18 protein-coding genes are annotated in these 26907 nt (G+C 42.8%); 1 reads left to right on the forward strand and 17 read right to left on the reverse strand.

Going from position 1 to position 26907, the window contains the following annotated elements:
- Window positions 1–66 precede the first annotated feature (66 nt).
- From dnaE to BLP81_RS08205, 15 genes are all read right to left on the reverse strand, one after another.
- On the reverse strand, window positions 67–4431 hold the full coding sequence (dnaE, locus tag BLP81_RS08135) for a DNA polymerase III subunit alpha (protein WP_093367961.1): 4365 nt from the start codon (window positions 4429–4431) through the stop codon (window positions 67–69).
- A 276-nt stretch (window positions 4432–4707) separates the two neighbouring features.
- Entirely contained in the window at window positions 4708–5790 is a 1083-nt protein-coding gene (locus BLP81_RS08140; protein WP_093367962.1) for a bifunctional 3-deoxy-7-phosphoheptulonate synthase/chorismate mutase type II, read from the reverse strand.
- Window positions 5780–6649 carry a prephenate dehydrogenase gene (locus BLP81_RS08145; RefSeq protein ID WP_093367963.1) on the reverse strand — a complete coding sequence of 290 codons (870 nt, stop codon included), beginning with the start codon at window positions 6647–6649 and terminating at the stop codon, window positions 5780–5782. The genes BLP81_RS08140 and BLP81_RS08145 overlap by 11 nt, the downstream gene beginning before the upstream one ends.
- Entirely contained in the window at window positions 6646–7806 is a 1161-nt protein-coding gene (locus BLP81_RS08150) for a pyridoxal phosphate-dependent aminotransferase (protein ID WP_093367964.1), read from the reverse strand. Before BLP81_RS08150 ends, BLP81_RS08145 begins: the two co-directional genes overlap by 4 nt.
- Entirely contained in the window at window positions 7803–8627 is an 825-nt protein-coding gene (locus BLP81_RS08155) for a prephenate dehydratase (protein WP_093367965.1), read from the reverse strand. The genes BLP81_RS08150 and BLP81_RS08155 overlap by 4 nt, the downstream gene beginning before the upstream one ends.
- Window positions 8628–8825: 198 nt before the next feature.
- Entirely contained in the window at window positions 8826–10172 is a 1347-nt protein-coding gene (locus BLP81_RS08160) for a M24 family metallopeptidase (RefSeq protein WP_093368075.1), read from the reverse strand.
- A 98-nt stretch (window positions 10173–10270) separates the two neighbouring features.
- Window positions 10271–11503 carry an ATP-dependent Clp protease ATP-binding subunit ClpX gene (gene clpX, locus BLP81_RS08165; RefSeq protein WP_093367966.1) on the reverse strand — a complete coding sequence of 411 codons (1233 nt, stop codon included), beginning with the start codon at window positions 11501–11503 and terminating at the stop codon, window positions 10271–10273.
- Window positions 11504–11506: 3 nt separating this feature from the next.
- Window positions 11507–12181: an ATP-dependent Clp protease proteolytic subunit gene (locus tag BLP81_RS08170; RefSeq protein ID WP_093367967.1), complete on the reverse strand. Its 675-nt coding sequence runs from the start codon at window positions 12179–12181 to the stop codon at window positions 11507–11509.
- Window positions 12182–12282: 101 nt separating this feature from the next.
- Window positions 12283–13605, reverse strand: a complete 1323-nt coding sequence (tig, locus tag BLP81_RS08175) for a trigger factor (RefSeq protein ID WP_093367968.1) — start codon at window positions 13603–13605, stop codon at window positions 12283–12285.
- Window positions 13606–13712: 107 nt separating this feature from the next.
- Window positions 13713–14288 (reverse strand): CPBP family intramembrane glutamic endopeptidase, encoded by a 576-nt coding sequence (locus BLP81_RS08180; RefSeq protein ID WP_093367969.1) that lies wholly within the window; start codon window positions 14286–14288, stop codon window positions 13713–13715.
- Between the two features lie 16 nt (window positions 14289–14304).
- Window positions 14305–14652: a phage holin family protein gene (locus BLP81_RS08185; protein WP_093367970.1), complete on the reverse strand. Its 348-nt coding sequence runs from the start codon at window positions 14650–14652 to the stop codon at window positions 14305–14307.
- A gap of 87 nt (window positions 14653–14739) precedes the next feature.
- The gene (locus tag BLP81_RS08190; protein WP_093367971.1) at window positions 14740–16299 is read right to left on the reverse strand and encodes an SGNH/GDSL hydrolase family protein; all 1560 of its coding nucleotides are present in this window, start codon (window positions 16297–16299) and stop codon (window positions 14740–14742) included.
- A 9-nt stretch (window positions 16300–16308) separates the two neighbouring features.
- A complete protein-coding gene (locus BLP81_RS08195; protein WP_093367972.1) occupies window positions 16309–17565 on the reverse strand; it encodes an OmpP1/FadL family transporter in 1257 nt (418 codons plus the stop codon).
- Between the two features lie 322 nt (window positions 17566–17887).
- The gene (locus tag BLP81_RS08200; protein ID WP_093368076.1) at window positions 17888–19552 is read right to left on the reverse strand and encodes an SGNH/GDSL hydrolase family protein; all 1665 of its coding nucleotides are present in this window, start codon (window positions 19550–19552) and stop codon (window positions 17888–17890) included.
- Window positions 19553–19570: 18 nt separating this feature from the next.
- On the reverse strand, window positions 19571–22372 hold the full coding sequence (locus BLP81_RS08205; RefSeq protein WP_093367973.1) for a TonB-dependent receptor: 2802 nt from the start codon (window positions 22370–22372) through the stop codon (window positions 19571–19573).
- A gap of 526 nt (window positions 22373–22898) precedes the next feature.
- Between BLP81_RS08205 and BLP81_RS08210 the strand changes: the two genes are divergently transcribed.
- The gene (locus BLP81_RS08210) at window positions 22899–25259 is read left to right on the forward strand and encodes a penicillin acylase family protein (RefSeq protein ID WP_093367974.1); all 2361 of its coding nucleotides are present in this window, start codon (window positions 22899–22901) and stop codon (window positions 25257–25259) included.
- 149 nt (window positions 25260–25408) lie between these two features.
- Here the strand turns inward: BLP81_RS08210 and BLP81_RS08215 are convergent, their stop codons facing one another.
- Both BLP81_RS08215 and BLP81_RS08220 read right to left on the reverse strand, forming a co-directional pair.
- Entirely contained in the window at window positions 25409–26176 is a 768-nt protein-coding gene (locus BLP81_RS08215; RefSeq protein ID WP_093367975.1) for an alpha/beta fold hydrolase, read from the reverse strand.
- Window positions 26177–26890 carry a pyridoxine 5'-phosphate synthase gene (locus tag BLP81_RS08220; RefSeq protein WP_093367976.1) on the reverse strand — a complete coding sequence of 238 codons (714 nt, stop codon included), beginning with the start codon at window positions 26888–26890 and terminating at the stop codon, window positions 26177–26179. It lies immediately after the preceding gene.
- Between the last annotated feature and the right edge of the window lie 17 nt (window positions 26891–26907).

Genomic DNA, 26907 nt, shown 5'->3' on the forward strand with positions numbered 1-26907 from the left:
TGAGTTTACTTGACCCGGCCCTTATAAGCGTTTACAAAATTGATTATTTAGCTGTATTTCAGTCACTTAATTCAGTTTAAAGCTGATCTTTTTCTCCTCCAGTTCCGAAATCAATTCATTACAAATATTTACTTTCCTGGACTTACTCGGCATGTGGATTTTAATCTTATTCTTCATTTCATAGACCATAAAATTCAGGATATGATCACCGGTATAGCTGGACAATAAGTCCTGCATGGCCAGGACCTGGGACTCGGTCAGGTCTGCCACATCCATTTGGATCGTCAGCTTCTTGGCGTTTTCTTTCAGCACATCCTGCAGCTGCTTAAAGCCCAGAAATCCGATACGCGTTCGTCCGGGCTCACCCGTCTCTCTATTCATGAACTGAGTGGCTTTCAGCTTCACATGCACAAAATTATCCTGAATTAAAAAGTGTCTGTATTTCAAATATTCCTCGCCGAAAATCCAGAATTCATGGCTTTCGTTATAGTCTTCGAGCACGAAGGTGGCAAAGCCTTTCCCGGTTTTGCTCACCCTGTGGTTCACGTCGGTCACCACCCCCGCAAGACTGATTTCCTTGTTGAGGTGCTCCTCGATATGAGCCATATTTCGAAGATTCGAATTGCAAAAGGACTTGATTTCCAGCTTAAAATCATCCAGCGGATGACCGGACAAAAACAGCCCCACCACTTCTTTTTCAGCCTTTAGGGTTCGCATGGTATGCCAGGTTTCGCAGGGCGGTACTTCGGGTTCCGGGATCTGCACCTCGCTGGATTCGCCAAACAGGCTCACCTGAGCGGAGTTTTTGTTTTCCTGATACCGCGCGGCATATTTAATCACCTTTTCCAGAAAGGTCAGTTCTCCTTCGGTCACCTGGAAATACTGGGCGCGATGCACTTCGCCCAGGCTATCAAACGCTCCCGCATAAGCCAGGCTTTCAAAAGCCTTTTTATTGGCTGCCCGCAGGTCGATGCGCTTGGCCAGATCGAAAATCGACAGGTAATGCCCGTCTTTTTTTCGATGCTCCACAATGGTATTGACGGCCCCTCCGCCAACGCCCTTGATGGCGCCCATTCCAAAACGCACGGCATTGTCTTTATTCACCGAAAATTTATAGTAAGATTCATTCACGTCCGGCCCCAAAACGGGTAAGTCCATACGCTTGCATTCTTCCATAAAGAAGGTGACTTTTTTGATGTCACTCATGTTATTGGAAAGCACGGCGGCCATGTATTCTGCCGGGTAATGCGCTTTCAGATAGGCCGTTTGGTAGGCTATGAAGGCATAACAGGTGGAGTGGGACTTGTTGAAGGCATAACTGGCGAAGGCTTCCCAGTCCTTCCAGATTTTCTCCAGCTTTTCTTCATCATGGCCATTGTCTTTCGCCTGATTGATGAATTTGGGTTTGAGTTTGGCCAGAACGTCCTTCAGCTTTTTACCCATGGCTTTACGCAGGATATCCGCCTCACCCTTGGTAAAACTGGCCAGCTTTTGCGACAGCAGCATCACCTGCTCCTGGTAGACCGTAATGCCGTAGGTTTCCTCCAGGTATTCCTTCATTTCCGGTAAATCGTAGGAAATCTCCTCGTCCCCGTGTTTACGCTTGATAAAACTCGGGATATATTCCATCGGCCCGGGTCTGTAAAGCGCATTCATCGCGATCAAATCCTCAAAAACCGTAGGCTTTAAGTCCTTCATATGCTTCTGCATCCCCGGAGATTCGTATTGAAAAATACCTACGGTTTCTCCGCGCTGGAAGAGTTCGTAGGTTTTTTCATCATCCAGCGGAAAGGCTTCAGGATCCAACTCGAGTCCGTGACGCGCTTTCACGATTTCGACGGTATCCTTAATCAGGGTCAGGGTCTTCAGACCCAGGAAATCCATTTTCAGCAGACCGGCATCTTCCACCACCGAGTTGTCAAACTGGGTGACGTACAGGTTGGAATCCTTGGCCACGGACACCGGGACAAACTTGGTGATATCGTCCGGGGTGATGATGACTCCGCAGGCGTGAATCCCCGTATTCCGGACCGAACCTTCCAAAATCCTGGCCTGGTTTACCGTCTCCGCCTCAGGAGAATCCTGTTCCGACAGGCTGATCAGTTCCAGGACTTTATCCACTTCTTCAGCCCTGAATTTCTTCCGAATTTCCTTTTCGTCCAGACCGAAAATCTTGCTCAGCTTGGACATATCGGGAATCAGTTTGGCAATGCGGTCGGCTTCGTAAAGCGGCAGGTCCAGGACCCTCGCCGTGTCCCGAATGGCCGACTTGGCCGCCATGGTCCCGTAAGTGATGATTTGAGCCACCTGATTCTCCCCATATTTATCGATTACATAATCCATGACTTTACTTCGGCCCTCGTCATCAAAATCGATATCGATATCAGGCATACTCACCCGTTCCGGATTCAGGAAACGCTCAAAAAGCAGGTCGTACTTAATCGGATCGATATTGGTGATTTTCAAACAATAGGCTACGGCACTACCGGCAGCCGAACCTCGGCCCGGCCCTACCGATACCCCCATTTTTCGGGCTTCCCGAATAAAATCTTCCACAATCAGGAAGTAACCCGGATAACCCGTGTTGGCAATGACCGATAATTCAAATTCCAGTCGTTCTTTAATGTCTTCACTGAGATCGCCATAACGGGCTTTGGCGCCTTCAAAGGTGATATGCTTCAGATAAGCGTTTTCCCCGCGTTTTCCGCCATCGGCTTTATCTTTATCGTCCAGAAACTGTTCGGGAATTTCAAAAGCCGGCAGCAATACTTCCCTGGCCAGCTCATAGGCTTCAACCTTTTCTGCAATTTTCTCCGTGTTGGAAATGGCTTCAGGCAAATCTTTAAACAGGGATTTCATCTCTTCCGCCGATTTGAAATAATACTGATCGTTGGGCAGTCCGTAACGATAACCCCGGCCTCTGCCAATAGGGGTCGCCTGCTTTTCCCCGTCTTTTACACAGAGTAAAATATCGTGGGCATTGGCATCTTTTTGCTCTGCATAGTAGGTATTGTTGGTCGCCACCAGATTGACATCGTGCTTTTTGGCCAGGCGAATCAGGGCTTCGTTGGCCCGCTCTTCATCTTCCTGCTGATGCCGCATGATCTCCACATAAAAATCATCGCCAAAGGTTTCCTTCCACCAGAGCATGGCTTCTTCAGCCTGATTTTCTCCAATGTTGAGGAGCTTGCTGGCTATTTCGCCATACATGCTTCCCGACAACACAATCAGGTCGTCTTTGTAAGCTTCAATCACTTTTTTATCGATGCGGGGAACGTAGTAAAAGCCTTTGGTAAACCCGATGGATGACATTTTAGCCAGGTTGTGGTAGCCTTGTTTGTTTTTGGCTAAAATCACCATCTGGTAACCATTGTCTTTGTGAGATTTATCCAGGTGATCCTCACAGACAAAAAACTCACAGCCAATAATCGGTTTGATAGGCTGAGAGGTACTTTCGGCATCTTCAGAAGCCACCGAAATATTGTGTTTTTTGACGGCATTCACAAAGTGAAAGGCCCCCATCATGTTGGCATGATCTGTAATCGCCACCGCCGGCATATGGTGCCTGGCTGCAGCGGCCACCAAATCCGGAACAGCCGTGGTCGACTGAAGTACCGAAAACTGAGTATGGTTATGCAAATGCACAAAACTCGATTCCTGGAGCTGCTCTAAGTTTTCGTCAAGCTCAGCTTTAGACGGTTTATAATCCTCGGATTTAACCTCCAGTTTTTGCTTGAGTTTTGCTGAGGCTTTTTTTAGGTTGATATGATTAAGCCCCACCTTATCGACAGGCTGCGGATGCCTGGTTTTAAATTCAAGCAGGTATCCGGGCTGCGCCTGGAGCTCTTTTTCGGTATAATTTCCAATGCGGATCAGCTCCAAAAAACACCGGGTAGTCGCTTCCACATCGGCGGTTGCATTGTGGGCTTCGCCAAAAGCCTCGCCGAACAAATGTCGGTGCAGTTCCGTAAGCGTTGGCAGTTTAAATTTCCCGCCCCGGCCTCCGGGAATCTTGCATAAGGCTGCCGTTTTTTCGGTACAGGTATCCAGGACCGGCATGTTATTCATGGGCGTCTCCAGCTGAGCTCTGTGAAACTCCGCTCCCATCACATTCACATCAAAGCCAACATTCTGTCCGACTACAAATTTTGACTTGAGAAGCGCTTCGTTGAACTCTCCCAACACAAAATCCAGGGACTCGCCCTGCTCCTGGGCCAAAGCGGTGGAAATCCCATGAATCCGTTCCGCGTCATAAGGAATATCAAAACCATCCGGACGCACGAGATAATCCTTGGCTTCCACCAGATTCCCCCACTCATCGTGGACCTGCCAGGCGATCTGTATAGCTCTAGGCCAGTTGTCTGTATCGGTGACTGGGGCATTCCAGCGCTTGGGTAAGCCTGTGGTTTCGGTGTCGAAAATGATATACATGAAGCAGAATTTTGGAGTATAAAATTAGCAAAAAACAAAAGGTAAATGAGGATTTCTTCTGAATTTGTCTCTGCTAAATTTTTATTTTCAGACAGCAGGCTTAATTCCTGAACCTTAGACTGGATATTAGGTCTGGGACTTAGAATTCTATCTGAAAGCTATAGGAAAATCATTCCCTGTAGATGGCAGGGCTCTGCCCCTAGTCGATACATCTTCATACCAATAAGCACCCCTGAGTAAACAGAAACCCCGATGGCTTTGCCTCGGGGTGCTGGATTATTCGCTTATGATCTTATGCTGATGTCCGATCGATTCTTCGTGGATTGCTTTTAGGATTTTGGTGATAAATTCTTCACTTAAATTATGTTCTGAACCGGCTTCAATCATCGTGTCTAAAATAAAATTCCACCGCTTAGCCTGGAGAATAGCCACGTTGTTTTTCTTTTTAAGCCTTCCGATATCATCTGCAATTTTCATTCGCTTGCCCAGCAGATCGATCAGCTGATGATCTACCACATCAATTTTGGTTCTCAGGGTCTGAAGTTTGTTTTGAAAAGCAGTAGCCTCTGTAAACTCCTTTCTCATTTTCAAATCGATGGTCATCTGGTCTAAGGCCTTGGGGGTAATTTGCTGTTTGGCATCACTCCAGGCATTATCGGGATCGAAATGGGTTTCTACCATAATTCCGTCAAAGTTCAGGTCCAGTCCTGTCTGGCAAATATCAAAAATGATATCCCGACGGCCGGCGATATGCGATGGATCCAAAATGATAGGTAAATCCGGGAATTCAGATTGCAAATCAATCGCTATTTGCCATTCCGGATTGTTCCTGTACTTGGTCTTTTCGTAAGTCGAAAAGCCTCTGTGAATCACCCCCAGATTTTTAATGTTGGCATCATGCAGTCGCTCTACCGCTCCAAGCCACAAGGCTAAATCCGGGTTTACCGGGTTTTTAACCAGCACGATTTTGTCGGTTCCTTCCAGAGCATCTGCGATCTCCTGAACAATAAAAGGACTCACCGTGCTTCTCGCACCTATCCAGAGCACATCAATATCTGCCTTAAGCGCCAGTTCCACGTGATTTCTATTGGCGACCTCCGTGGCCAGCTTAAGGCCTGTTTCCTTTTTGGCGGTTTTCAGCCACTCCAGACCTATAGCCCCAACACCCTCGAAGTTTCCCGGACGCGTTCTGGGTTTCCAGATGCCTGCGCGCATCACACTGGTGTCGGTGTCTTTGAGTTGGCGGGCGATTTTCACGACCTGCTCTTCAGTTTCTGCGCTGCATGGACCAGCGATGACTAAAGGGTGATCCAAATTGAATGCCTCCAGCCAGTGTCTTTGTGTCTTGTTAATTTCCATTTTCTTCTTTTTTTAATATTCCGTTTAGAATGGGTTTAAGTTCATTGGCATTGACCAATTCCTGTTGTATCTGTGTATAATCCTGAGTTTCTAATTGCCTTTGAAAGGCTTTTAAATTTTCTATATACCCCTCCAAAGCCTGAAGGACTTCATTTTGGTTTTCTTTAAAAATCGCAGTCCAGGTCACCGGGTTGGACTTAGCCAGCCTCACTGTGGAAGCAAATCCACTTCCCGCCAGATCAAAAATGGTTTTGTCGCTCTGTTCAACCTGTAAGACCGTTTTTCCCAGCATAAAAGAACTGATATGGGACAAGTGGGACACGTAAGCCAAATGCTTGTCGTGGTCTTTGGACCCCATATATTTAAGGCTCATTTCCAGGGGAGCGATCAGGCTTTTGGCCAGGTCGACAAGATCCGCCTGTGTAGCTTCCATATCACAGAAAATCATGGTTTTGTTTTCAAAAAGGGAACTGAATGCAGCTTCAGGACCGGAAAATTCGGTTCCTGCAATGGGATGTGCTGCCAAAAACTGATTTCGCCTGGGATGCTGGGCAATGGCAGAACAAAGCTCTCCTTTTGTAGACCCCATATCCATTACCAGCGCCCCGGGATGTACTTTATCCAGCACGGCTTGAATCACAGCATTTGCTTTATCCACCGGAATACTCACTATGACCACATCCATTTCGTGCAAATCGGTTTCCTCCAGAGCTTCACCTATGATATTCAATTCCAAAGCTTTCTTCAAATGCTCAGGATTTTTATCCATCCCATAGCGTTTGATTTCAGGAAAATTCTTTTTTAAGGACAGGGCAAAAGAACCGCCGATCAATCCCAAACCTATGTTTGCTACCTTCATACAGCTTTGGGTTTTAGGAGACGTTCCCTGCACAATTCCAACTTCTCTTCCGATACGCAAAGCGAAAACCGAAGGTAATTGGCGCCGTTATCCCCAAATACAGTTCCAGGTGTCACAAAAATATCCTTGTCATACAAGAGTTCATCGGCGAGTTCTTCCGCAGAACCAGAAGACTTGATTTTTGCCCAGACAAACAGGCCTACGGCATTTTTATTGACCTCTAAGCCTAGAGAATCACATATATCCCAAATGAGGCTTCGGCGGTTTTTGTAGATGGCATTCTGCCGGGCAAACCAGCTTAAATCCAGGTTTAATGCCTTGGCTGCAGCCTTCTGAATAGGAAAAAACATGCCGCTGTCCATATTGCTTTTCACTTTTAAAACCGCAGAAATAAATTCAGAATTACCCGCCAAAAATCCGACTCTAAAGCCTGCCAGATTGAAGGACTTGCTCAGTGAATTGAGTTCCAAGCAAACGTCGTGAGCGCCTTCCATTTGAAAAATGGAAAATTTCTCATCCGTGAGCACCATGCTGTAAGGATTATCATTTACCAAAAGAATGGAGTTGGCTTTAGCAAAGCGGATCAATTCCTGGAGTTTTTCCTTATCGGCCGTTTCGCCGGTGGGCATGTTGGGATAGTTGATCCACATCAATTTGACCCGGGACAAATCCAGTTTCTGAAGGGCCTTCACCTCCGGATGCCATGAATTTTCTTGTGTCAGGTCGTAAGAAATCAGCTTCGCATTCAGGAGCTTGGTCGCAGCCTGATAAGTGGGATACCCAGGATTGGGCACCAACACCTCATCGCCTTCATTCAAAAAAGCCATCGAAATCAGGGCAATGCCTTCTTTGGAACCCATCAGCGGCAGCACTTCCTGATCCTGATCAAGCCTGATCTGGTAATGCGTCTGGTAAAAATTGCACATGGCTTCCCGAAGTTCATCAAGTCCCTTATACGCCTGGTATTGGTAGGCCCCGGGAGCCTGGGTTGCTTTTATCAATTCTTCCACCACTTCCTGAGGCGGAGCCAGGTCCGGACTTCCAATCCCGAGATTGATAATGGGTTTACCCTGCTTTTTGAGCTGAGCCACTTCCCTTAGTTTTTTACTGAAGTAGTATTCTTTGGTTTCCTGAAGTCGGCTGGATACTGAAATCATGATTTTCCACTTTTGTATTGACCTATACAGGTCGGATTGATACTGATTTTAGAAATTTCTGAAAAGGCCTTTTGAAACTGAAGTCGGTTTGAAAAACTGAGATCCACAATAAAGGCATACCTCCACATATCATAGGGAATGGGAATGCTTTGAATTTTGGATAAGTTCAATTCATGAGCGGCCATGGTGTTCAGGACTTTGGCCAGGCTTCCGGACTCATGAGTCATTTCGAACTGAATGGTTGCTTTATCTGCCTCCAGGCTTGTCCCGGCTTGCTTCTCTACCACCACAAACCGGGTTTCGTTTAAACTATTGTTCTGAACATCTTCTGCAAGGGTAGTGAGTTGAAAAAGTTCTGCAGAGCCTTTCGGTACCAAAGCACCAACACCCCTCAGCTGATGTTCAGCAATAATTTTTGCAGGCAGGGCGGTATCCACATCTTCAATCAAATGGATATGAAGATGATTGCTGAAAAAGTTACTGCATTGGTGCAGCGCCATCTGATGGGATTTCACCTGAACCAGATCGGTTAAATCCTGACCGGGAAGCGCCACCAGGTTGTGACTGATATTGAGGTAATGTTCTGCGGTGACCTGGAGCTGATGGTCCAGAATGAGGCGGTAGTTGGGAAGAATACTCCCGGCGATGGAGTTTTCTATCGCCATGACTGCCTTTTCACACTCCCCGGTGACTACAGCTTTCACTAGTTCCTGAAAGGTATTGCATTCCAGAGCTTCTACCTCAGCTTCATTAAAAAGCTCAGTCAGTGCTTTATAATGATTGGATCCTCTAATTCCCTGTATGGCTATCTTTTTTTTCATAAACTAAAAAAGCCTCGTAAAAACGAGGCTTTATATATTTTGATACTGAAATTATTTCATATCAACCTCGTTTCGCTGGATCAGCAAAATAAAAGTTGAAATAAAAATAAAAGCGTGTTGTCATTTCTAATTGGATATGAAGCTAAATTAAAATTAATTTTGAATAAACAAGCCCAAACCTGAATAAAATTCAATTATTTATTCTTTTAGGTAAGATTTCTGCCTTGGAATAGTTAAAAACTCCTTCTGTCTTCCGTTTAAATAAACCACCTCATCCCCATCAAAATGCGCTCCTTCTTCCAGCATGACACGCAATGGTTTCTGCCATTCCTCGAGATAGACTTCAGCATTGAGTTCGATAGCATACACCGTGTTTGGGTATAAGGGGTAATCTCCGGAGCCAGGAACCCGACCCTGGTTATCCCACATCCCAATGGTAGGTCCTGCAGCATGACCATGATACCCCATAGGATGGGTGTAGATTGTACCCTTGATGTCTTCAGATTTCATTTGAGTCCTGGCGGCTTTCAAAATTTCATTACCCGTTCTTCCCGTTTTAAAACTGCTCGTCAGGATATCTTGCAAACGATTACCCACGCTTAGGGCGTCCTCCAAGTACTGCGGCACTTCTTTCTCGTCTGCTTTTAAAACGTAAGCCAGTTGCTGAGTGTCTGTATTCAACCTCAAATACGTAATGCCGAAGTCGATGTGCAGCACATCCCCTGGTCTTAACGTTTCAGGATCTGGATTGTTATCGAAGGTTCTCAGGTGCTCTTTGCTATCGGCACTCGGCCTCTGAATGTCCACTGTGGGATGAAACCAGGTTTCCACTCCTAAATCCTTTATCCTGTCTCTATACCACCACACCACATCGGTCGTGCTGGTGACCCCGGGCGTAATCACTTTCTCCGACAGGCCTTCCTGAATGATATCGTGAGCAATCCCCTGAATGTGTTTATAGGTCGCCAGTTCTGAAGCTGTTCTCGTCTCCAGCCATCCCACAGCCAGGTCTTCTGCTGAAGTGAGTTTCTTATGGAACGAGGCTGGTAAATTTTCCAGAAGCAATTCGTATTCCGTATGGTTAAGCCCATCGGCGTGACCAAAATCTTTGGAGATATTAATACCGATTTTTTCGGGATTTCGCTCTTTGATCAATTCAACGAGACGCTTCCATTGGTTGGGTTGCTGTTCCGGGTCCCAGGCTTTTTTGAACTTAGAACCAACATTATACCTGGCTACAGCCAGCTTTTCTACCTGAGCGTCTGAACCGGGTTTGTACATCAGCAGTATTGTTCTTCGCCTCGCCGCTAACCAGGTACTGGGTAAAAGCGTTTTGATAACTGGATCTTCATTATATTCTCTGGAAATCACCAGCCACATATCGATGCCGGCCCGATCCATCAGTTCCGGCAGGACTGTTTCAAGGCGTTCTCCAAGCCACTGATCTGTGACTTCAGATTGTTTTTTTTGAGGCAGGACCGCAAAATCCTGGGCGAATAAAGAACAGGTCATAAGAAACGCGATGAGCTGAATAGTATTTTTCATGGAACTGAATTTAATATTGGCTTTAAAAATAAACATTAAAAGCATAAAAAAACCTCATCAAAACGAATTGATGAGGTTATATTTTTAAAAATGAAAGTCTAACTCACAGCTTTCAATTTTCTGAGGCTTGTTCTTTCCAAAGCTTTTTCAGCATAAGATTTTGTGACTTTCAGTTCTTTTTCATCCCCTTCAGGCATATCGAACATGGCATCTGTCAGAATGGCTTCACAAAGCGAACGCAGTCCCCTGGCGCCAAGTTTATATTCCAAAGCCTTTTCTACTATAAAATCTAAAGCACCATCTGTAATTTGAAAATCGATATCATCCATTTCAAACAGCTTTTGGTATTGCTTGATAATCGCATTTTTAGGCTGTGTAAGTATAAGTCTTAAGGTATCTTTATCTAAAGGATCCATATAGGTGAGCACAGGCAAACGCCCTATAATTTCGGGTATAAGCCCGTAATCTTTAAGGTCTTTGGGAATGATATACTGAAGTATATTTTCCTTATCTACACTTTCGCCCAACTTGGATGCTCCATAACCTACCGCCTGCATGTTCAAACGTTTGGAGATGTTTTTTTCAATCCCATCAAACGCACCCCCTGCAATAAACAGTATATTTTCTGTATTGACTTCTATAAATTTTTGATCCGGATGCTTTCTTCCTCCTTTTGGCGGAACATTGACTGTAGTTCCTTCCAGAAGTTTCAGCAAAGCCTGCTGTACACCTTCCCCGCTCACGTCCCTGGTAATGGAAGGATTATCGCTTTTCCTGGCAATTTTATCTATTTCATCGATAAAAACAATCCCGTGTTCAGCTTTTTCCACATTGTAATCTGCCGCTGCCAGAAGCTTGGTTAAAATGGTTTCAACATCTTCACCTACATAACCCGCTTCAGTCAGTACCGTGGCATCCACAATAGCCAAAGGCACATTAAGCATTCTGGCAATGGTTTTGGCCACCAAAGTCTTACCCGTTCCGGTTTGTCCGGCCATGACGATATTGCTTTTCTGAATTTCAATATCATCGTTGGATTTGGGCTGTAATAAACGCTTGTAGTGATTATATACGGCAACAGACATGACTTTTTTGGTCTGGTCCTGTCCTATCACGTATTGGTCCAAAAAGTCTTTGATAGCCTTAGGCTTTCTCAGCTTCAGTTCTGAAGTGAGTTCCTCGGTGGTGTCCTGCTTGGATTCTTCTAAAACAATTCCGTGAGCTTGTTCTATACATCGGTCGCAAATATGCGCATCCAATCCCGCAATAAGCAAGTTGGTTTCTGCCTTTTTACGCCCGCAAAACGAACATTCTAACTCTTCTTTAGCCATAATTTACTCTCTTGTCAGTATTTCATCAATCATTCCGTATTCTTTGGCTGCATCGGCCTTCATCCAGAAATCTCTATCGCCGTCTTCATAAACAGTCTCATAAGATTTGCCGGAATGCTTAGAAATAATTTTATAGAGTTCTTCCTTCAGAAGAACAATTTGCTTTGCCGTAATTTCAATATCATCTGCCTGTCCTTCTGCTCCACCCATAGGTTGGTGAATCATCACTCTGGAGTGTGGCAGACCACTGCGTTTACCAGTGGTTCCTGCACAAAGCAGAACAGCCCCCATCGATGCGGCGATACCGGTATTGATCGTCGCTACATCGGGCTTGATAAACTGCATGGTATCATAAATCCCCAAACCAGCGTAAACGCTTCCTCCCGGAGAATTGATATAGATCTGAATGTCTTTAGAAGAGTCGGTGCTTTCTAAAAACAACAGTTGCGCTTGAATAATATTGGCCACCTGATCATTGATAGGCGTTCCTAAAAAGATGATTCTATCCATCATCAGTCTGGAAAATACGTCCATAGCTACGGCATTCATCTGGCGCTCTTCAATAATATTGGGAGTCATCGCCGAAGGAATCATGCTGGTGATGACTTTATCGTAATAATTGGCATTGACACCGTGATCCTTGGTGGCAAACTTTTTAAATTCTTTATCCATATTCATAGTAACCTCTATTTTAAAACGAATATAGCCTGAAGCTAAACCTTAGCCTTGTTCTTTTACTAAATGTTAACTTCAAGCTATAAACTTAACGTTATGTCGATCTATTTATAAATCGTGTCGACGAACTCCTTATAAGTCACGTCTTTTTCTTCAACCTTCATTTTCTCCTTATACAGCTGAAGTAATTTCTGAACCATGACTTCCTCAGAAAATTGTCTCACCTGCTCCTGGTTGGACATTAAATTCTGAACAATTCCGTCCATTTGATCTTCCGGAAAATCCATCTGACCAAATTGTCTCATCTGCATTCTTATTTTTTCTTTAGCTACTTCTTTGACATCTTCAACTTCTACCTTGATGTCGTTCTCTTTAGCTAATTTAGCTTCTATAAGCTGGTACTTAATCCCTTTTTCACTTTTGCCGTATTCTGCAATAGCTTCTTCTGGAGTCATGGCTTTTTCACCCTGAGTCTGTAACCACTTCGTAAGAAATTCTGCAGGCAATTCCATGTCTGCCTTTTCAATAAGATGCTCGGTCACATCATTGAAAAACTGCTGGTCGCCCTGCTGTTTGAAGGTATCTTTAGACTGCTCAGCAATTTTCTCCCTGGCTTCTTTTTCTGAAGTCACTTCGCCTTTCTCAAAAGCTTTATCGAATAATTCCTGATTCAGTTCTGCTAAAACCTGTTCGTTTATTTCTTTAATGGTAAAGCTCAGCTCTACTTTTAAGTCTTTCGCTTTTTCTTCCTGAATCCCTAAATGTCTCGCTAAAGTTTCGTCATCTTTAAACAATTTATTGGACTTCAAAGTCACCTGATCACCAACTTTTGCGCCTAGTAATTCTTTCTTATTGGTTTTTCCATCGATATCTTCAACTTTGAAGGTCGCCTCATTTTCGATGCCTTCTTCTTCATTATGGAATGTACCCAGAACTGTAAAGCCTTCTTTGACTTCATCCTGTGTTACCAGTTTCCCGTACTGACGCTGAATGGTTTTGAGCTGATTATCAATCATTTCCTCGTCTGCAGAAATATTATAGTAGGTCACCGGACCTGCATCATCAAGCGTCACCTCAAATTTCGGAGCCAGTCCAAGTTCAAACTCAAATACAAGATCATCAGCTTCCCAGTCGATGTTATCCTGAGCTTTAGGAAGTGGGTTGCCTAAAATATCAAGATTTTCTTCGGTAAGGTACTTCGTAAGTGAATCTTCAAGTATCTTATTCACTTCGTCAACCCTTACAGCCTGTCCGTACTGCTTTTTGATCATGCCCATAGGAACCATCCCCTTTCTAAACCCCGGTATGTTGGCCGTTTTACGATAGTCTTTGAGTATTTTTTCTACTTTAGGACTGTAATCGTTTTTTTCGATGTTGATTTTGACTACAGAATTCAGTTGATCTTTGTCTTCTCTCGTTATATTCATTCTAAAGGATTATTTTTTTAAGAGTGCAAAATTACAATTTATTTCACTGCTTACCAAGTTTTTATAAACAGGGAGGGCTCTCAAAACGCTAAATTAATCTAAAGAAATCAATCCGTTTCCGGGACTAAAGACTCAGAATCCTTCCTGATTTTGACAAACATAATCACATCAAAAATAAAATGAGCAGCCATAGCTGCATAGATATCGAAGTAAACCACCAGGTAACCAAATCCGGCTGAAATAAAAATCAGAAAAACACCATACATGGATTTTCTCCAGTCTTTGGATGAAATATACCCGTGTAAAATCACAAAAACAATCGCCGCTAACCAAAGCCCCAGCAAAGGCTGTAGCGCACCGCGAAATAAGATTTCTTCACCAACTCCAGCGCAAAAGGAATAAAACAGGATATCGGTCCAGTGCAGGTCCAGGCCTTTAAAGAAATTGGCATAAAAGGTGCTGGTTTCTTTCAGCGGGGGCAGCTTTAAAAGTAAAATGCCGATGAGAGCCCCTAAGGCTCCAAATCCTAAACCTGCAGGGATAGAATATAAGAGATTATCATAGGCAAACATTTCAAAATACTGGACCTCATCAGAAAAGGAAAGTATAAAATAGGCTATGCCGCTAAAACCAAACAGGGTAAATACGGACAAGGCAAACATTGCCGATTTTGTCAATTTCATATCACGGGATTAAGCTTTATTTTCGAGGTCGTTCTGCCACCACAAAAATAAGGGATTGCAAAATTGAAAGTAAAACACTGAAGAGCAGTGCCCACCAAAATCCATCCACGCTAAATCCTCCGATAAGCCCGTCGGCCATCAATATAATTAAGGCATTAATTACCAGGAGGAACAATCCAAAGGTAATGACTGTGACCGGAAGGGTAAGGATAAGTAAAATAGGTTTTACAAAGATATTAAGCAGAGCCAGGAGAGCAGCCACCACGATAGCCGTGAAAAAATCGGTAACATACACACCCCCTAGGATGTTGGATAACACAAGGACAATAACTCCTGTAAGTATAATTTGCAGTAAGGTTTTCATGGGGTTAGGTTTAAATTAAATTCTAAAATAAAAAAAACTGCTCCAACTTTGAAGGCTGAAGCAGTTTTTAAACAATAATTAATCTTTTTAGTTAACGTTATCACTTAAATAAATGGTTCCGTAAGACCCCAGTTTAACCTCCGGCAAATCAGCGCCATAAGTTAAATTGACAGCTCTCAAGGTTTCATTGGCTATTAAAGCATATCCCCGTGGAGTTAAGTGAACAGCATCTAGAGAGAATCCGCCTCCGGTCACAAAATCTGAGGTTATCACTCCTCCTGGAAAACTTACACCCTGGGCTACATCTTGCAGGAGTAAATTTGCATCAACAAAAGCCAAGCCATTGGCCTGAGCCAAAGCTTGAATGCTGGCATTATAAGACGTTCTTGCTGCTGAAATCTTCTGTATCTCCTGTGAGTCTAAAGCGTCGGAATCCTCTATGCCGCTAACAGCATCCAATACCAATTGGGCTTGCTGAGGACTAGGTGTTCCGCCTTGTTGCAAAAGACCTAAAACCTGCAAAACTTCCGGACTGAGAACCACCGAACCATAACCTTGAGCCAAAGCTGACTGATCGATAGTTATCAATAAGAGTTCCTCCGGTTGCATTTGTCTAAATCCAAGAGGATTTGTTTGAGAAGCGGGGACGTCTATGATGAAGCGGTTGGGCCCTTCATTAAATGTTATTGCATACTGTGATGCAAGAGCCTGAGCTTGCGCCGGCGGCACTCCCTGCTGTATAAGTCCTTGTGTAAAAATACCTGCAACAGCCTGGAAGAAACCGGTTAAATTAGCAGCCGTTTGAGCATCCAGGACCAAGGCATTATTGGGAACGGTTGTAAAAAAAGGAATATCGGTTATATTAGGTATGTTATAGACCACCCCTCCTGAGGCTGAAGCCGTTAGGCCATCTATCAATTGGCTATACACACTCGCAAAGACGCTGGGATCTGTAATATCATTGGAGGCATAGGTGGAAGGATCTAAGTTTCCTGTTTGATCGATACCCGTACCACCACTTGTGGCATAACCCAGAATATCATTGTTACCAATCCATAACGAAAAGAAGGATGGATTTTGAGCCAGGGCATCTCCGAGTACAGTAGCTGTTTCTGAAGAGGAAAATCTGGCAAAATAGGGATTAGCCTGTCCTACAGCAACTCCTGCGACACTCCCATAACCTGGTGCCAGTAAGTGATAACTTTTCGCTCCCGGAACTCCCATGTTATTGAAAGAACCACTAAGCTTATTCGTAACTTCTGTCTGTGGTTCTCCTGCCAAAGGTAGTGGTGGAATAACGGGCTGACCGGCATTTGAAGACAGCACCAGTCTGTTATTAGCGATTTGGGTACCGTTCAATGTCAATCCTCCAAGATTATCTGCCATAAGAGGCTGCGTAAATTTGCCTCCTCCAGCCAGTGCAAATTGTCCGGCCAGGATATTGGGATAAGAATTCTCCTGTCCCTGAATATAAAGCGCTCGATCTGCATAACCCGCTGTAAGGGAGTTTCCTAAGGCAACATAGTTGGTGAAATCGGCTTCTCCGGCGGTATACACCTCAGCATCTTCAATAGATTCATCGAATTCCGGCTCACAGGCAATGAGTCCAAAAGCTAAAACCGGTAAATATTTTATATAGTTTTTCATGGTCTTAAATTATAATTTATAAGTTACTCCAATACCTGGTAAAAATGCACTGGATTTATACGTTCCTGCGAAAGGCACATTCTGTCCATTTTCTGTATAAAAATCATAAGAGGCATCAATCTCCTTAAATCTTAGATACAGGAAAGAAGCATCGATAGCAAATTTTTCTGAAACCTGAAGAGAGAGACCAGCCGTATACCCATTGGCATCGTTTCTTGGTGTTTCCGGCGCAAAATACATGGCCTGAACTGGTGATTCATCAAAATAATATCCCGCTCTTAGGCTAAGGTTTTCTGTAGCCAGGTATTGCGCACCAAATCTGTAGGATGACGCATTTTTATAATTCCTGGGGTTTACCGAGGTAGGTATATTTGGGCTTGCAAAGTCAATATCCAGAGAATTGTAAACTTCCCAGTATACTCTCTGATAATCGAATGCGAATAACCATTTTTCATTCATTTCGTAAGCGAAACCTATGGTTAACTCGGCAGGCATAGGCAGTGTCGCCGTAAATGCTGTGGTTCCATTTTGCGGGGTCAATGTAGAGTTTGGAAAGTCGGAAAATGTAGCCTCCCCGCCTTCAGAATTCAGGAGTATTTCAGATCTATAGTTGAAACCTATTCTCAATTCTTCAACAGGCGTAAACATAAAGCTCGCGCTCCAGCCTGTATTGGTCACTCCGGAATCATCTATCGTAATATTGGATCTGTTGCCTTCTTCGTCCGTAAGGGTCCGGTTAGCATTTCTGTTGAAATTCACATTCCCTGTAACAAAGATAGGTCCACCACCAATGCTGAAATGCTCTGATAATTTTACAGAAACCAAGGGCTGAATATAAATCGCTGCAAGTTCTATATCGTTAACCAGATGTGAGCCTGGCCAATTTTTCTCCCATTCTACAGAACTTCCGTAAGGAGTTGAAACCGATAAGCCCAGACTTAACCATTCATTAACTTTATAAGCCGCATGAAAATAAAATGGAGTTCCGGGGTCTTGCTGAGTTTCAGCAAATTGCCCTGTGGAAGTGTTTTGCCATTTCACATCAGAAAACACACCTGTTATACCGGCTGAAATCGTTAGCCTCTCTTCCAAATAGACTAATCCCGATGGATTAAAAAAGGCTGTTTCTGCACTGTTTACTACACCAACACCTGCATGACCCATAGCTAAAGCTCTCTGGCCCTGTGCTCCTACGCGATAACCTCCTGCATAAGCCAATGTTGTAGCCAGCATAAGAAGCAATCCTGAAATTAAAAAGTTCTTCATTTTGAATTTATTTTTTTATGATATTCTGAAAATCCTGACCAAATTTATCATTTTCGAACAAGCTTAACCCTGATTATAAGAATCTTTTTAAAGAAAACACCCCCTTATTTACTAAAGAACTGAAAACCAGAATAGTGTTTAGAGCTGATAAAATTTGCCGCTACTATTTCAATATTTTTTTAGAATAAACGTCAGGAGTTGATGCCATATTTATATTTTGTGAAAATCGGAAATCCAGCTTAAAATAAGGGACAAAAAAAGCCCCCATCTCTGGAGGCTTTTTAGCAGTTATCAAAACTTTTCATTAAGATTTCAAACTATTCTAATTGATTAAGGTCGGTGAATAGTTTGTATTATAGTTAGATAAATCTATAAGATTTCCTGAAGCTTCGAAATTGGAACCATAAGTCACATCTATGGCTTTGAGCATCTGATTAGCGATTAAGGCATAACCTCTGGAGGTTGGATGAACCCCGTCAAGCGAAAAAGCGCCCCCGGTTACCAAGTTGGAAGTCAGGATAAGATCATTGCTCTCTACACCAGAGGTTGCGAGTTGGTCTAACAAGGCATTAGCATCCAGTAGCGCAAAACCATTTGAGCTGGCAACTCCTGAAATAACCTGATTAAACTGAGCTGTAGCCGTAGCTATATCCTGCTGTTCTTCTGGCAATAACACCCATTTATCTGCGAGAGGCAGCGTAATTCCTTCGACCGAAAACTGACCGGCAAGCTCCTGAGAAAGTCCCTGGGACATCAGGAAAGCCAAGCGATCTGTGTTGACAGTGCCTATAATAGAACTACTTGGCAGGACCAGAAGTTCTGCATCTGTAGCCTGTCTTGCCTGACCGTAGGTAGCGCCTAATAAATTAGCCACTAGCGGTGCAGCCTGAGCTGGCAAACCAAAGCTTTGAACTAAAGCTATAAACTGAGGGTTAGGTGCTAAAGCGCCGGCAATCTGAGCTGAAACATCAGTAAGCGTTTCGTCGTTTATCACGACAGGATTGGGAGCCTCCTCAGTAAATTCAATAATCCGTTCAGTCTCTCCCAAAGCGCCAAAAACTTGATTTATGGCTCCAAAAATAGCGTTTAGTGTAGGGATTTGAGCCGCAAACTCAGGATTGGACGGGTCTAAAGGATTGTGAGGTACCGTTGTGAAATGAGGTATCGCTGTAACATTGGGTATATTGGCCATAATCCCCTGTAAATTAGGAATATTTGCTGTTAAAAGCGCTGCAATAGTCCCATAAGTTTGTTGAAAACCTACACCGGGAGGGCCATCCATAGGTGTGATAGGATTGGAACCGTCACCTCCGGAAAGCGCATAACCTAAGACATCATTATTTCCAATCCATAAGGATATAAACGTAGGTTGTTGAGCAATAGCATCGGCTATAACTGAAGTTTGTGGCGAGCTCGCCATTCTCACAAAATACGGGTTAGCGGTTGGGGGATTCGTAAAAACTCCAGTCGCATTTCCATAGCCCGGAGCGAGTAAATGAAAACTTTTCGCTCCTGGTACGCCTAAGTTATTGAAAGGACCAGTTGGATTATTATTGAGGATATCGGTAGTAGGCTGTATAGGACCCACAACACTGGATAAAGGAACAGGGCCAGAACCACCAAATACCAGTCTGGGATTAAATCCCGGAAGCTGATTTCCGCCTGCCAGAAGTCCTCCTATATTGTCATTCATAAGTGGCTGTGTAAATGTGCCGCCATCGGCTAAAGTAGAAAACCGTTCAGCCAATAGCGCAGGCATTGAGTTTTCCTGTGCAATTTTATATAAGGCCCCATCCATAAAACCGGCCGTTAGAGAGTTTCCTAAAGCCACATAGGTTGAGAAATTTGCAGAACCCTGCGTAAATTCTTCTGTGGCTTCTGGTTCTTCCTGAGCATTCCTGTTTCTCAAGTCTTCTAAGGTTTCATTCTCACAAGCCATAAAACTTACAGCTAAGAAAGGAAGAAAGATATATTTGAAATATTTCATCATTGTATGTTTTAGTTATTAGAAATTATTGATGGTTAAAGACAAGTAATAGATGGAACCTACAAATCCGGTTCCAAAGGCTGTGAAATATTCGTCTTGTAATAAATTTGAGGCGCCTAACTTGAGGGTAGACTTATATTTTGGTATATCATAATTTATCTGAGCATCAACCACATTGAAAGCTGGTACTTCTCCGTCTCCAAAATTAGATTCCCAGAAATAATTATCGCTCCATCTCCAGGATACGTTAAAACCGAAGTTCTCGAACAAATCCGTTTTACCAAAAGAAGCTTTCACCTTATGTTCTGGTGTATTAAAGCCTACTCTAACATTTGGATTTGCTTCTAAGTCAAAATCTAATCTGGAATAGGTGTAATTCGCACTTAAGTCAAACCCGTTAAAAACTTGTGTAGATATACCAATGGCTCCACCATAAGACCTTACTTCCTTATCTGTATTGGTATAGGTCTGATAGACCTGAAAATCACCGTTAGCAACAGCCGCCACCGCCAAAGGCGTATTGGTTCCAGGAACAGTTTGTGTTAATTCTACATCCCCATAAAAAGGAGCAATCACATTTTCATTGGCTAGAAAATCCTGATAAATATTATAGTACGCTGAAGCATCAATAATGAAGCGCTGAGCTTTTCCTCTATAACCCAGCTCAAAAGAAGAAACCTGCTCAGGTTGTGCCAGGTTAGGATTGCCAATTTCTAAATCGGCCGGATTTCCGGATTGTGAAAAATCATCACTGACTGAGCTTGCTGTAAACGAATTGTTATAGGCTCCGACACCATTGATGGAAACTGAAGGAGAGCCTAGAACTGCAGCTCCAAATGGGCTTAAAGTACCATTTGACACACTATATTGTTTGGTATATCTTTCAGGGTTATCAGAAGCTCCTCCTACCAATACAGCCCGGCCAACATCCAGTCCTATGTAGAGGTTTTGTGTTGTAGGATTTCTAAATCCTGTTTGAAAGGATGCTCTGATATTATGATCCTCTGCTATGGTAAAACCGGCTGACAATCTAGGCGAAAAGAATCCATCAAATAACTCAGATTTATCATAACGCAGAGATCCTGTAAGTTTCATTTTTACAAGGTCTGAAATTTCTACGTTTTTTTGAATTTGTGTATACATTCCAAATTCTGAATAATTGATAGCTCCGTCATTATCCGTATAGATCGTACCGTCAGAATTTAGACTATAGGTTCTATATGAACCTCCAACCTGTACTTCTGCAAAATCCCACAGGTGACCAAAATTATAATTCGCATCTGAATGATAAAATTTGGAATTGTCCTGAAAAAGCGAACCTTCGCTTAAATCCGGATTTTGAACGACCTGGTTGAATACATTCTGAAATTCCTGAGTGCCGGGCAATAAACGACCCGTATCCGCTACAGCTCTCGCAGCATCATGTTTTTGATCGTCTGTTAAGCCCTGTGGGTTTCCAGATAACTCTATTCCTGCAAAGGTTTGAATGTAATCCCCAAACCAGTCGGCATCACTTTTCCAGGCCCGGTTAATATTAATACCCGTAAATACCATATCATAAGAATCTCCCGCATCATCTTCATTCACATAAGCCCTAACAAAAAAGTTGTCGTTTTTGACTTCAATTTTATGCTGCTGCAGGAAAAAGTTTTTAATGTTATATCGGTTAGCCCCCTGATAAATGGTATTACCACTACCTACTTTTCCTACATATTGTATTTCAAAATCATCAGCCCAGGGTCTATAATATACTCCCCAGTCTGCTTTAAAGCTTTCAGCGTTATAATTGGTTAAATCCATTTCGCTATAACCAGTTCGGCTCACATTAACATCAGGAATTATACCTAGACCCCCAGAAGCAGTTCTTATGTTGGTGGAAACCTCATCACCATAAACATTTATACCGTCATAATCGGTATTTTCTCTGGTAAGTCCACGGTTAAATTTATCTGAACGGTTGTTTGCAGCCCAATCTGTCCCTTTAAGATAACCCACATTGAATTTGGCTGCAAATTTATCGCTAAACCTATGAGCTACACTTACTCCTATATCGGTGTATGAATTTTCACCGGCAGCATCTTGAGAGGTCATACCCTGCTTCACATAGCCACGGATACCTGGAAAATCAAATGGATTCTTGCTTCTCATAAACAAAATACCGTTAAACGCATTAGCGCCATAAAGGCCAGAAGCCGCTCCGGGTAAAATTTCTATGCTTTGGACGTCGGTTTCTACTAAACCTATAAGGTTTCCCAAAGGAAAGTTAAGGGCAGGCGCAGAATTGTCCATGCCATCCACCAGCTGCATGAACCTGGCATTTGCAAAGTCTGCAAAACCCCTGGCGTTAATAGACTTAAAGGTCAAACTGTTGGTGTTCACATCAATACCTTTTAAATTCTCAAGTCCGCCATAGAAATCTGCAGAGGCTGTGGTTTTAACATCTTTAATTCCAAAACGCTCCACAGTCACCGGAGATTCAAAAACACGCTCAGGAGTTCTTGAGGCAGAGACCACCACTTCATCCAAAGAACTGCCCTCACTCATTTGTACTTCTATAATCTGGTTGTCTCTTGTCACCTCGACTATAACGTTTTCGAAACCAGTGTAAGAAATAACCACATCAAAAGGTGGATTTTGATCGGTGGTCAGTGTAAACTTTCCTTCAAAATCTGAAGTGGTTCCCAGGGTCGATCCTTCGATAAATACATTTGCACCCGGCAAAGGAATGCCGGAGTTATCTGTAATGGTACCTTTTATGGTCGTTTGCGAATAAGAGAACGCACACAAAAGAAATACAAAAAAATTTAAAGCTGTTTTCATGTTAAAGGATTTGTGATTTTTCTAAAGACGCAATCTAATAATTTAATAATAAATTAAGAGAAAAAAAATAAAAAAACTATGCGCGCATAGTTTTTTTTAACAATTATGTATTTCAAGTCCGGGCTTAACATCCGCAGACTCTTGGTTTTTAGAGTATCTGATCTTTTTTATATGAAGCTGTTTTTAAACATAAAACTTTAAAGATGTGTACATTATAAAATCAATTGATTAATGAATATCTTTTTTTCTCCTATATATTAACCATGTGAATAAACCGCCTGTGAAATTCATTTTTAAGCTTTTCATAGAAATGATAAAGCTTAAGAATTTATGTAATTTTGACCGGAATCAATTTTATTTGCCTAACTCTTTAACACTTTGATTAACATCGAAAACCATGAAGCCTAAAACGATTTGTTTTGGCAGGTTTTTAAAAGGCTTTACTTCCTGAAAAGCCGTTCAAGGTTTTTTATAACTTTACAGGCGTTTCTATTCCATTTTTTTTTCACTTAAAGACCATTCGATAATGAAAAACTATATCATTTCCGCCCTTATTGTTTTAGCTCTGCTTCTCATTGGAGGAAGTATCTATTTTTCGACTGTGAATAATTTTAAAAAAGAAGGAGGTTTTAAAATTTCTAAAAATGACTTTCCTATACAAATCCATAGAGATGAAAATGGCATTGCCTATATTTTTGCTGAAAATAAAGCGGATGTCTTTCGCGGACAAGGCTTTGTTATGGCTCAGGATAGATTGTTCCAAATTGAATTTTATCGCGCGCTGATCAGAGGAGAAGCTGCTGCTTTGGTGGGAAATTCTATGCTACAGTCGGATATCAAAATGCGGGTTCTTGATTTGGCGGGGAACGCCAAAAGACATTACCAGTACCTCGACGATAAGACAAAACAGACCTTAGCCTGGTATTGCGAAGGCTATAACGACTACTTAAACGTAGGTAAGGATGAATTCCCTCTGGAATTGAGTTTATTGGATATTGAGCCTAGCCCGTTAACCCCTGAAGAAATCCTCTCTGTTACTCATTTTGTAGGCTTGTTTCATAGTCAAAATATGGAAGATGAGGTTTTGAGTTTGAATCTTGCGTCCCGCACCGATTTAGCTTCAAAACTTTTACCTCTTTCTATAAATCTGGACAGGACAAAAGGTTTGGATTTCAGTACGGATTCGACTTTAATCAGTTTTTTCAATAGCAACAGGGCGGAATTTCAGCAGTCAACAGACCCCTTTACAGCTAATCCGAAATTAGGGTCGAATAACTGGGCTATTTCCGGAGAAAAATCAGCCTCTGGAAAACCGATTTTAGCCAATGATCCGCATGTGGATTCAAGACTGCTGCCTGGCATGTTTTATCCTGTAGGTCTTTTTTGCCCGGAATTTAAAGCGGTGGGCATTGCCACACCTGGCATTCCCGGCTTGCTTTCCGGACGTAATGAGTTTGTTTCCTTTGGAGTAACCAATGCCTATGGCGATAGTCAGGACTTATTCATTGAAGAAACCCATGGGGATTACTATTTGCTTAAGGATGAAAAAACAGCCTTTACTACACGCACAGAAACCATACAGGTAAAAGACAGTACACCTGTAAAAATTGAGATTCGGTCTACCCGAAACGGACCTGTGATTTCTGATTTTGCTGTATTCAACATTTTGACGGATGATGTGGTGAGCCTGAGGTGGTCTCTGGCAGAAACCAAAAGCAGCTCCATCGGTTTTGAAGGTTTACTGGAAACCAAAAATGCCTTCGAATTTAGAGAAGCACTCCGGGGCATGGATAATATGTTTTTTAATTATGCCATTGCAGATGTGGAAGGCAATATTATGCATCAGGCTACAGGATTAGTCCCTGTGAGAGTAAGGGGAAAGGGGAAAATTCCTTCGCCAGCCAATCAGGGAGATACCTGGCTTGGATTCATTCCAAAAGACAGCCTGCCACATATGATCAACCCCGAAAGGGGCTGGATTGGGACTGCCAATCATGACACCCGGCCAGATGATTATCCCTATTACTATTCCAGTCATTTCTCTCCCTATTACCGGTATCAGAGAATAAAAGAAGTACTTTCAAAAAGCAAAATATTCAGCACCGAAGATTTTTGGGAATTAATTTTAGACGTCAAAAACAAACAGGCCGAAATACTTTCACCTATATTTATTTCCGCCCTAAAACAGGACGAATCTACCAGAAAACTTGCCACATTATTAGAAGAATGGGATTATAACGAAGGAATTGATTCCGTTGGAGCTGCTGTATATAATGTCTTGTACAACGAGCTTTTATACCTTGTGATGAATGATGAGTTGCCGGACGAGCTGGAAAACATGTATTGGGAAAACGTCTATTACTGGAACCAGAGGGTAGATGATTTCATTGTAAGCCGGCATGAGTTTATAGATCATAAAAACACTCCGGAAGTTGAAACCAGAACTGATTTAATCATTGAAGCCGGGCTTAAAACCAAAGCACTTTTAACAGAACGACTGGGCTCAAATCCTAATAACTGGACCTGGGGCGACATCCATACTATACATTTTGTAAGTCCGCTTCGCCCGGAAGGTTTTGGAAGCGATTTACTGGGGGCTGAGTTATGGCCAAAAGCGGGATCCAATCAAACCCTGAATAGAGGAGCATTCGTTAAAAATAAAGAGCGTGAATTTGAAACCAGCTGGTTTAGTTCGTTTAGAATGGTAGCTGATATGAATGATGATGAAAAAATCATAGGAATTCTTGCCGGCGGGAGTTCGGCAAGGGTATTTCATCCCTATTACAAATCCCAGTTGGATAAATGGAAATCAGAAGAGTGGATTCCTTACTGGATTTCCAGGGAAAAAGTCCTGGAACATTCCAAGTTCCAGTTGACTTTAGAATAGGACGCGCTGAGTGATTTTTGCATGTTTTATCAGGGCCTGCCTGCTTTCCCGGGCAGACAAGCTGCAAGGCGTTTTAGAATTCAACCGGCAAAATATTCGACGCCCTTTTTATAGTCTTGAAATAAAGATGAAACAAAGCCTTAAAAAACTTAAGATTTCAAATGTTCCAGACTAAGTTCAAAAAAAGCATCTCTTTTTTCAGCATGCACCCAGTGACCTGCGTTTTTGATGCTTTGAATTTCGAAATCAGGGAAATGATCTGAGATATCTGTTTTATCGCTTTCCTGAATATAATTCGATTTTTCTCCTTTTATAAACAAGGTTTTACCGGCATAGGAGGCATTTTGGGGCAAGCCTTTGCCCACCTCTTCAATTTTTTGTTTCAATGCACTAAGGTTGAGCCTCAGATTAAGCTCCTCTTGGGTTTTCCAATACAGGTTTTTCAATAAGAATTGCCGCACCCCTTTTTCAGAGATGTATTCTGCTAAAAGCTCATCGGCATCTGTCCTCGACGTGAGTTTCGCTTCTGAAATCTTTGTCAGGCCCTCCAGAATTTGCTGATGATGCGGCGCGTAATACTTGGGAGCAATGTCTACTATGATGAGTTTATCCACTCGATCCGGGAATAAAGTAGCAAATCTCATCGCGGTTTTACCGCCCATGGAATGCCCTATAATGGAAACTGACTCCAGGTCTTTTGCTTCCAGGTAGTCTTTCAAATCCTCTGCCAGAAGATCATAATTGAACGCCTCTTCATGAGGGCTTCTCCCGTGATTTCTCTGATCGACAAGGTGCACCTCAAAGCCTTCTTTTGAATAAGCATTTGCCAGGGTTTTCCAGTTATCGCCCATACCCAAAAATCCATGAAGAATAATAAGTGGCTGTCCTTTTCCTTTTACTTTTGAATGTAATTGCATCTAGCTTAATTTTTTGAGATAAGATTTCACTACGGGCTCCAGACCATCGTAAAGGGCTTCAGAAATCAAAGCATGGCCTATAGAGACCTCGTCTAAAAACGGAATTTTTTGAGCGAAAAATTCAATATTGTCCAATGATAAATCATGACCGGCATTTATCCCAAGACCGAGCTGCCTGGCTTCTTCTGCACAAATGATATAAGGCTGAATGGCTTTTATTTTATCTTCAGAATACCCCTGAGCGTAAGACTCGGTATACAACTCTATTCTGTCTGCACCAACTTCAGCAGCGCCCTGAATCATCTTGACTTGAGGGTCTACAAAAATGGATGTTCTGATGCCATGCGTTTTAAATTTGGAGATGACTTCCGTCAAAAAATCTTTGTGTTTAAGGGTGTCCCAGCCGGCATTGGAGGTGAGCACATCTTCAGCATCCGGCACTAAAGTAACCTGAGCGGGTTTTGCTTCCAGGACCAGGTCTATGAATTTCTGGTTGGGATTGCCTTCAATATTAAATTCGGTAGTCACCACTTGGGTCAGGTCTCTGACATCGGCATATCGGATGTGACGCTCATCTGGCCTTGGATGAACGGTTATGCCCTGAGCGCCAAAAGACTCCAGCCGCTTTGCAGCTTCCACTACATCCGGGGTGTTTCCTCCTCTTGCGTTTCTTAAAGTCGCTATTTTATTTATATTAACACTAAGTCTTATCATTGTTAGTTTTTAAACAA

It is taken from the genome of Psychroflexus sediminis (assembly GCF_900099815.1).
Classification (GTDB): Bacteria; Bacteroidota; Bacteroidia; order Flavobacteriales; family Flavobacteriaceae; genus Psychroflexus; species Psychroflexus sediminis.

What these genes read in the sequence shown, in the direction of transcription:
- dnaE (WP_093367961.1), bottom strand. Translation starts at nt 4,431, where the DNA reads ATGTATATCATTTTCGACACCGAAACCACAGGCTTACCCAAGCGCTGG.
- BLP81_RS08140 (WP_093367962.1), bottom strand. Translation starts at nt 5,790, where the DNA reads ATGGAAATTAACAAGACACAAAGACACTGGCTGGAGGCATTCAATTTG.
- BLP81_RS08145 (WP_093367963.1), bottom strand. Translation starts at nt 6,649, where the DNA reads ATGAAGGTAGCAAACATAGGTTTGGGATTGATCGGCGGTTCTTTTGCC.
- BLP81_RS08150 (WP_093367964.1), bottom strand. Translation starts at nt 7,806, where the DNA reads ATGATTTCAGTATCCAGCCGACTTCAGGAAACCAAAGAATACTACTTC.
- BLP81_RS08155 (WP_093367965.1), bottom strand. Translation starts at nt 8,627, where the DNA reads ATGAAAAAAAAGATAGCCATACAGGGAATTAGAGGATCCAATCATTAT.
- BLP81_RS08160 (WP_093368075.1), bottom strand. Translation starts at nt 10,172, where the DNA reads ATGAAAAATACTATTCAGCTCATCGCGTTTCTTATGACCTGTTCTTTA.
- clpX (WP_093367966.1), bottom strand. Translation starts at nt 11,503, where the DNA reads ATGGCTAAAGAAGAGTTAGAATGTTCGTTTTGCGGGCGTAAAAAGGCA.
- BLP81_RS08170 (WP_093367967.1), bottom strand. Translation starts at nt 12,181, where the DNA reads ATGAATATGGATAAAGAATTTAAAAAGTTTGCCACCAAGGATCACGGT.
- tig (WP_093367968.1), bottom strand. Translation starts at nt 13,605, where the DNA reads ATGAATATAACGAGAGAAGACAAAGATCAACTGAATTCTGTAGTCAAA.
- BLP81_RS08180 (WP_093367969.1), bottom strand. Translation starts at nt 14,288, where the DNA reads ATGAAATTGACAAAATCGGCAATGTTTGCCTTGTCCGTATTTACCCTG.
- BLP81_RS08185 (WP_093367970.1), bottom strand. Translation starts at nt 14,652, where the DNA reads ATGAAAACCTTACTGCAAATTATACTTACAGGAGTTATTGTCCTTGTG.
- BLP81_RS08190 (WP_093367971.1), bottom strand. Translation starts at nt 16,299, where the DNA reads ATGAAAAACTATATAAAATATTTACCGGTTTTAGCTTTTGGACTCATT.
- BLP81_RS08195 (WP_093367972.1), bottom strand. Translation starts at nt 17,565, where the DNA reads ATGAAGAACTTTTTAATTTCAGGATTGCTTCTTATGCTGGCTACAACA.
- BLP81_RS08200 (WP_093368076.1), bottom strand. Translation starts at nt 19,552, where the DNA reads ATGAAATATTTCAAATATATCTTTCTTCCTTTCTTAGCTGTAAGTTTT.
- BLP81_RS08205 (WP_093367973.1), bottom strand. Translation starts at nt 22,372, where the DNA reads ATGAAAACAGCTTTAAATTTTTTTGTATTTCTTTTGTGTGCGTTCTCT.
- BLP81_RS08210 (WP_093367974.1), top strand. Translation starts at nt 22,899, where the DNA reads ATGAAAAACTATATCATTTCCGCCCTTATTGTTTTAGCTCTGCTTCTC.
- BLP81_RS08215 (WP_093367975.1), bottom strand. Translation starts at nt 26,176, where the DNA reads ATGCAATTACATTCAAAAGTAAAAGGAAAAGGACAGCCACTTATTATT.
- BLP81_RS08220 (WP_093367976.1), bottom strand. Translation starts at nt 26,890, where the DNA reads ATGATAAGACTTAGTGTTAATATAAATAAAATAGCGACTTTAAGAAAC.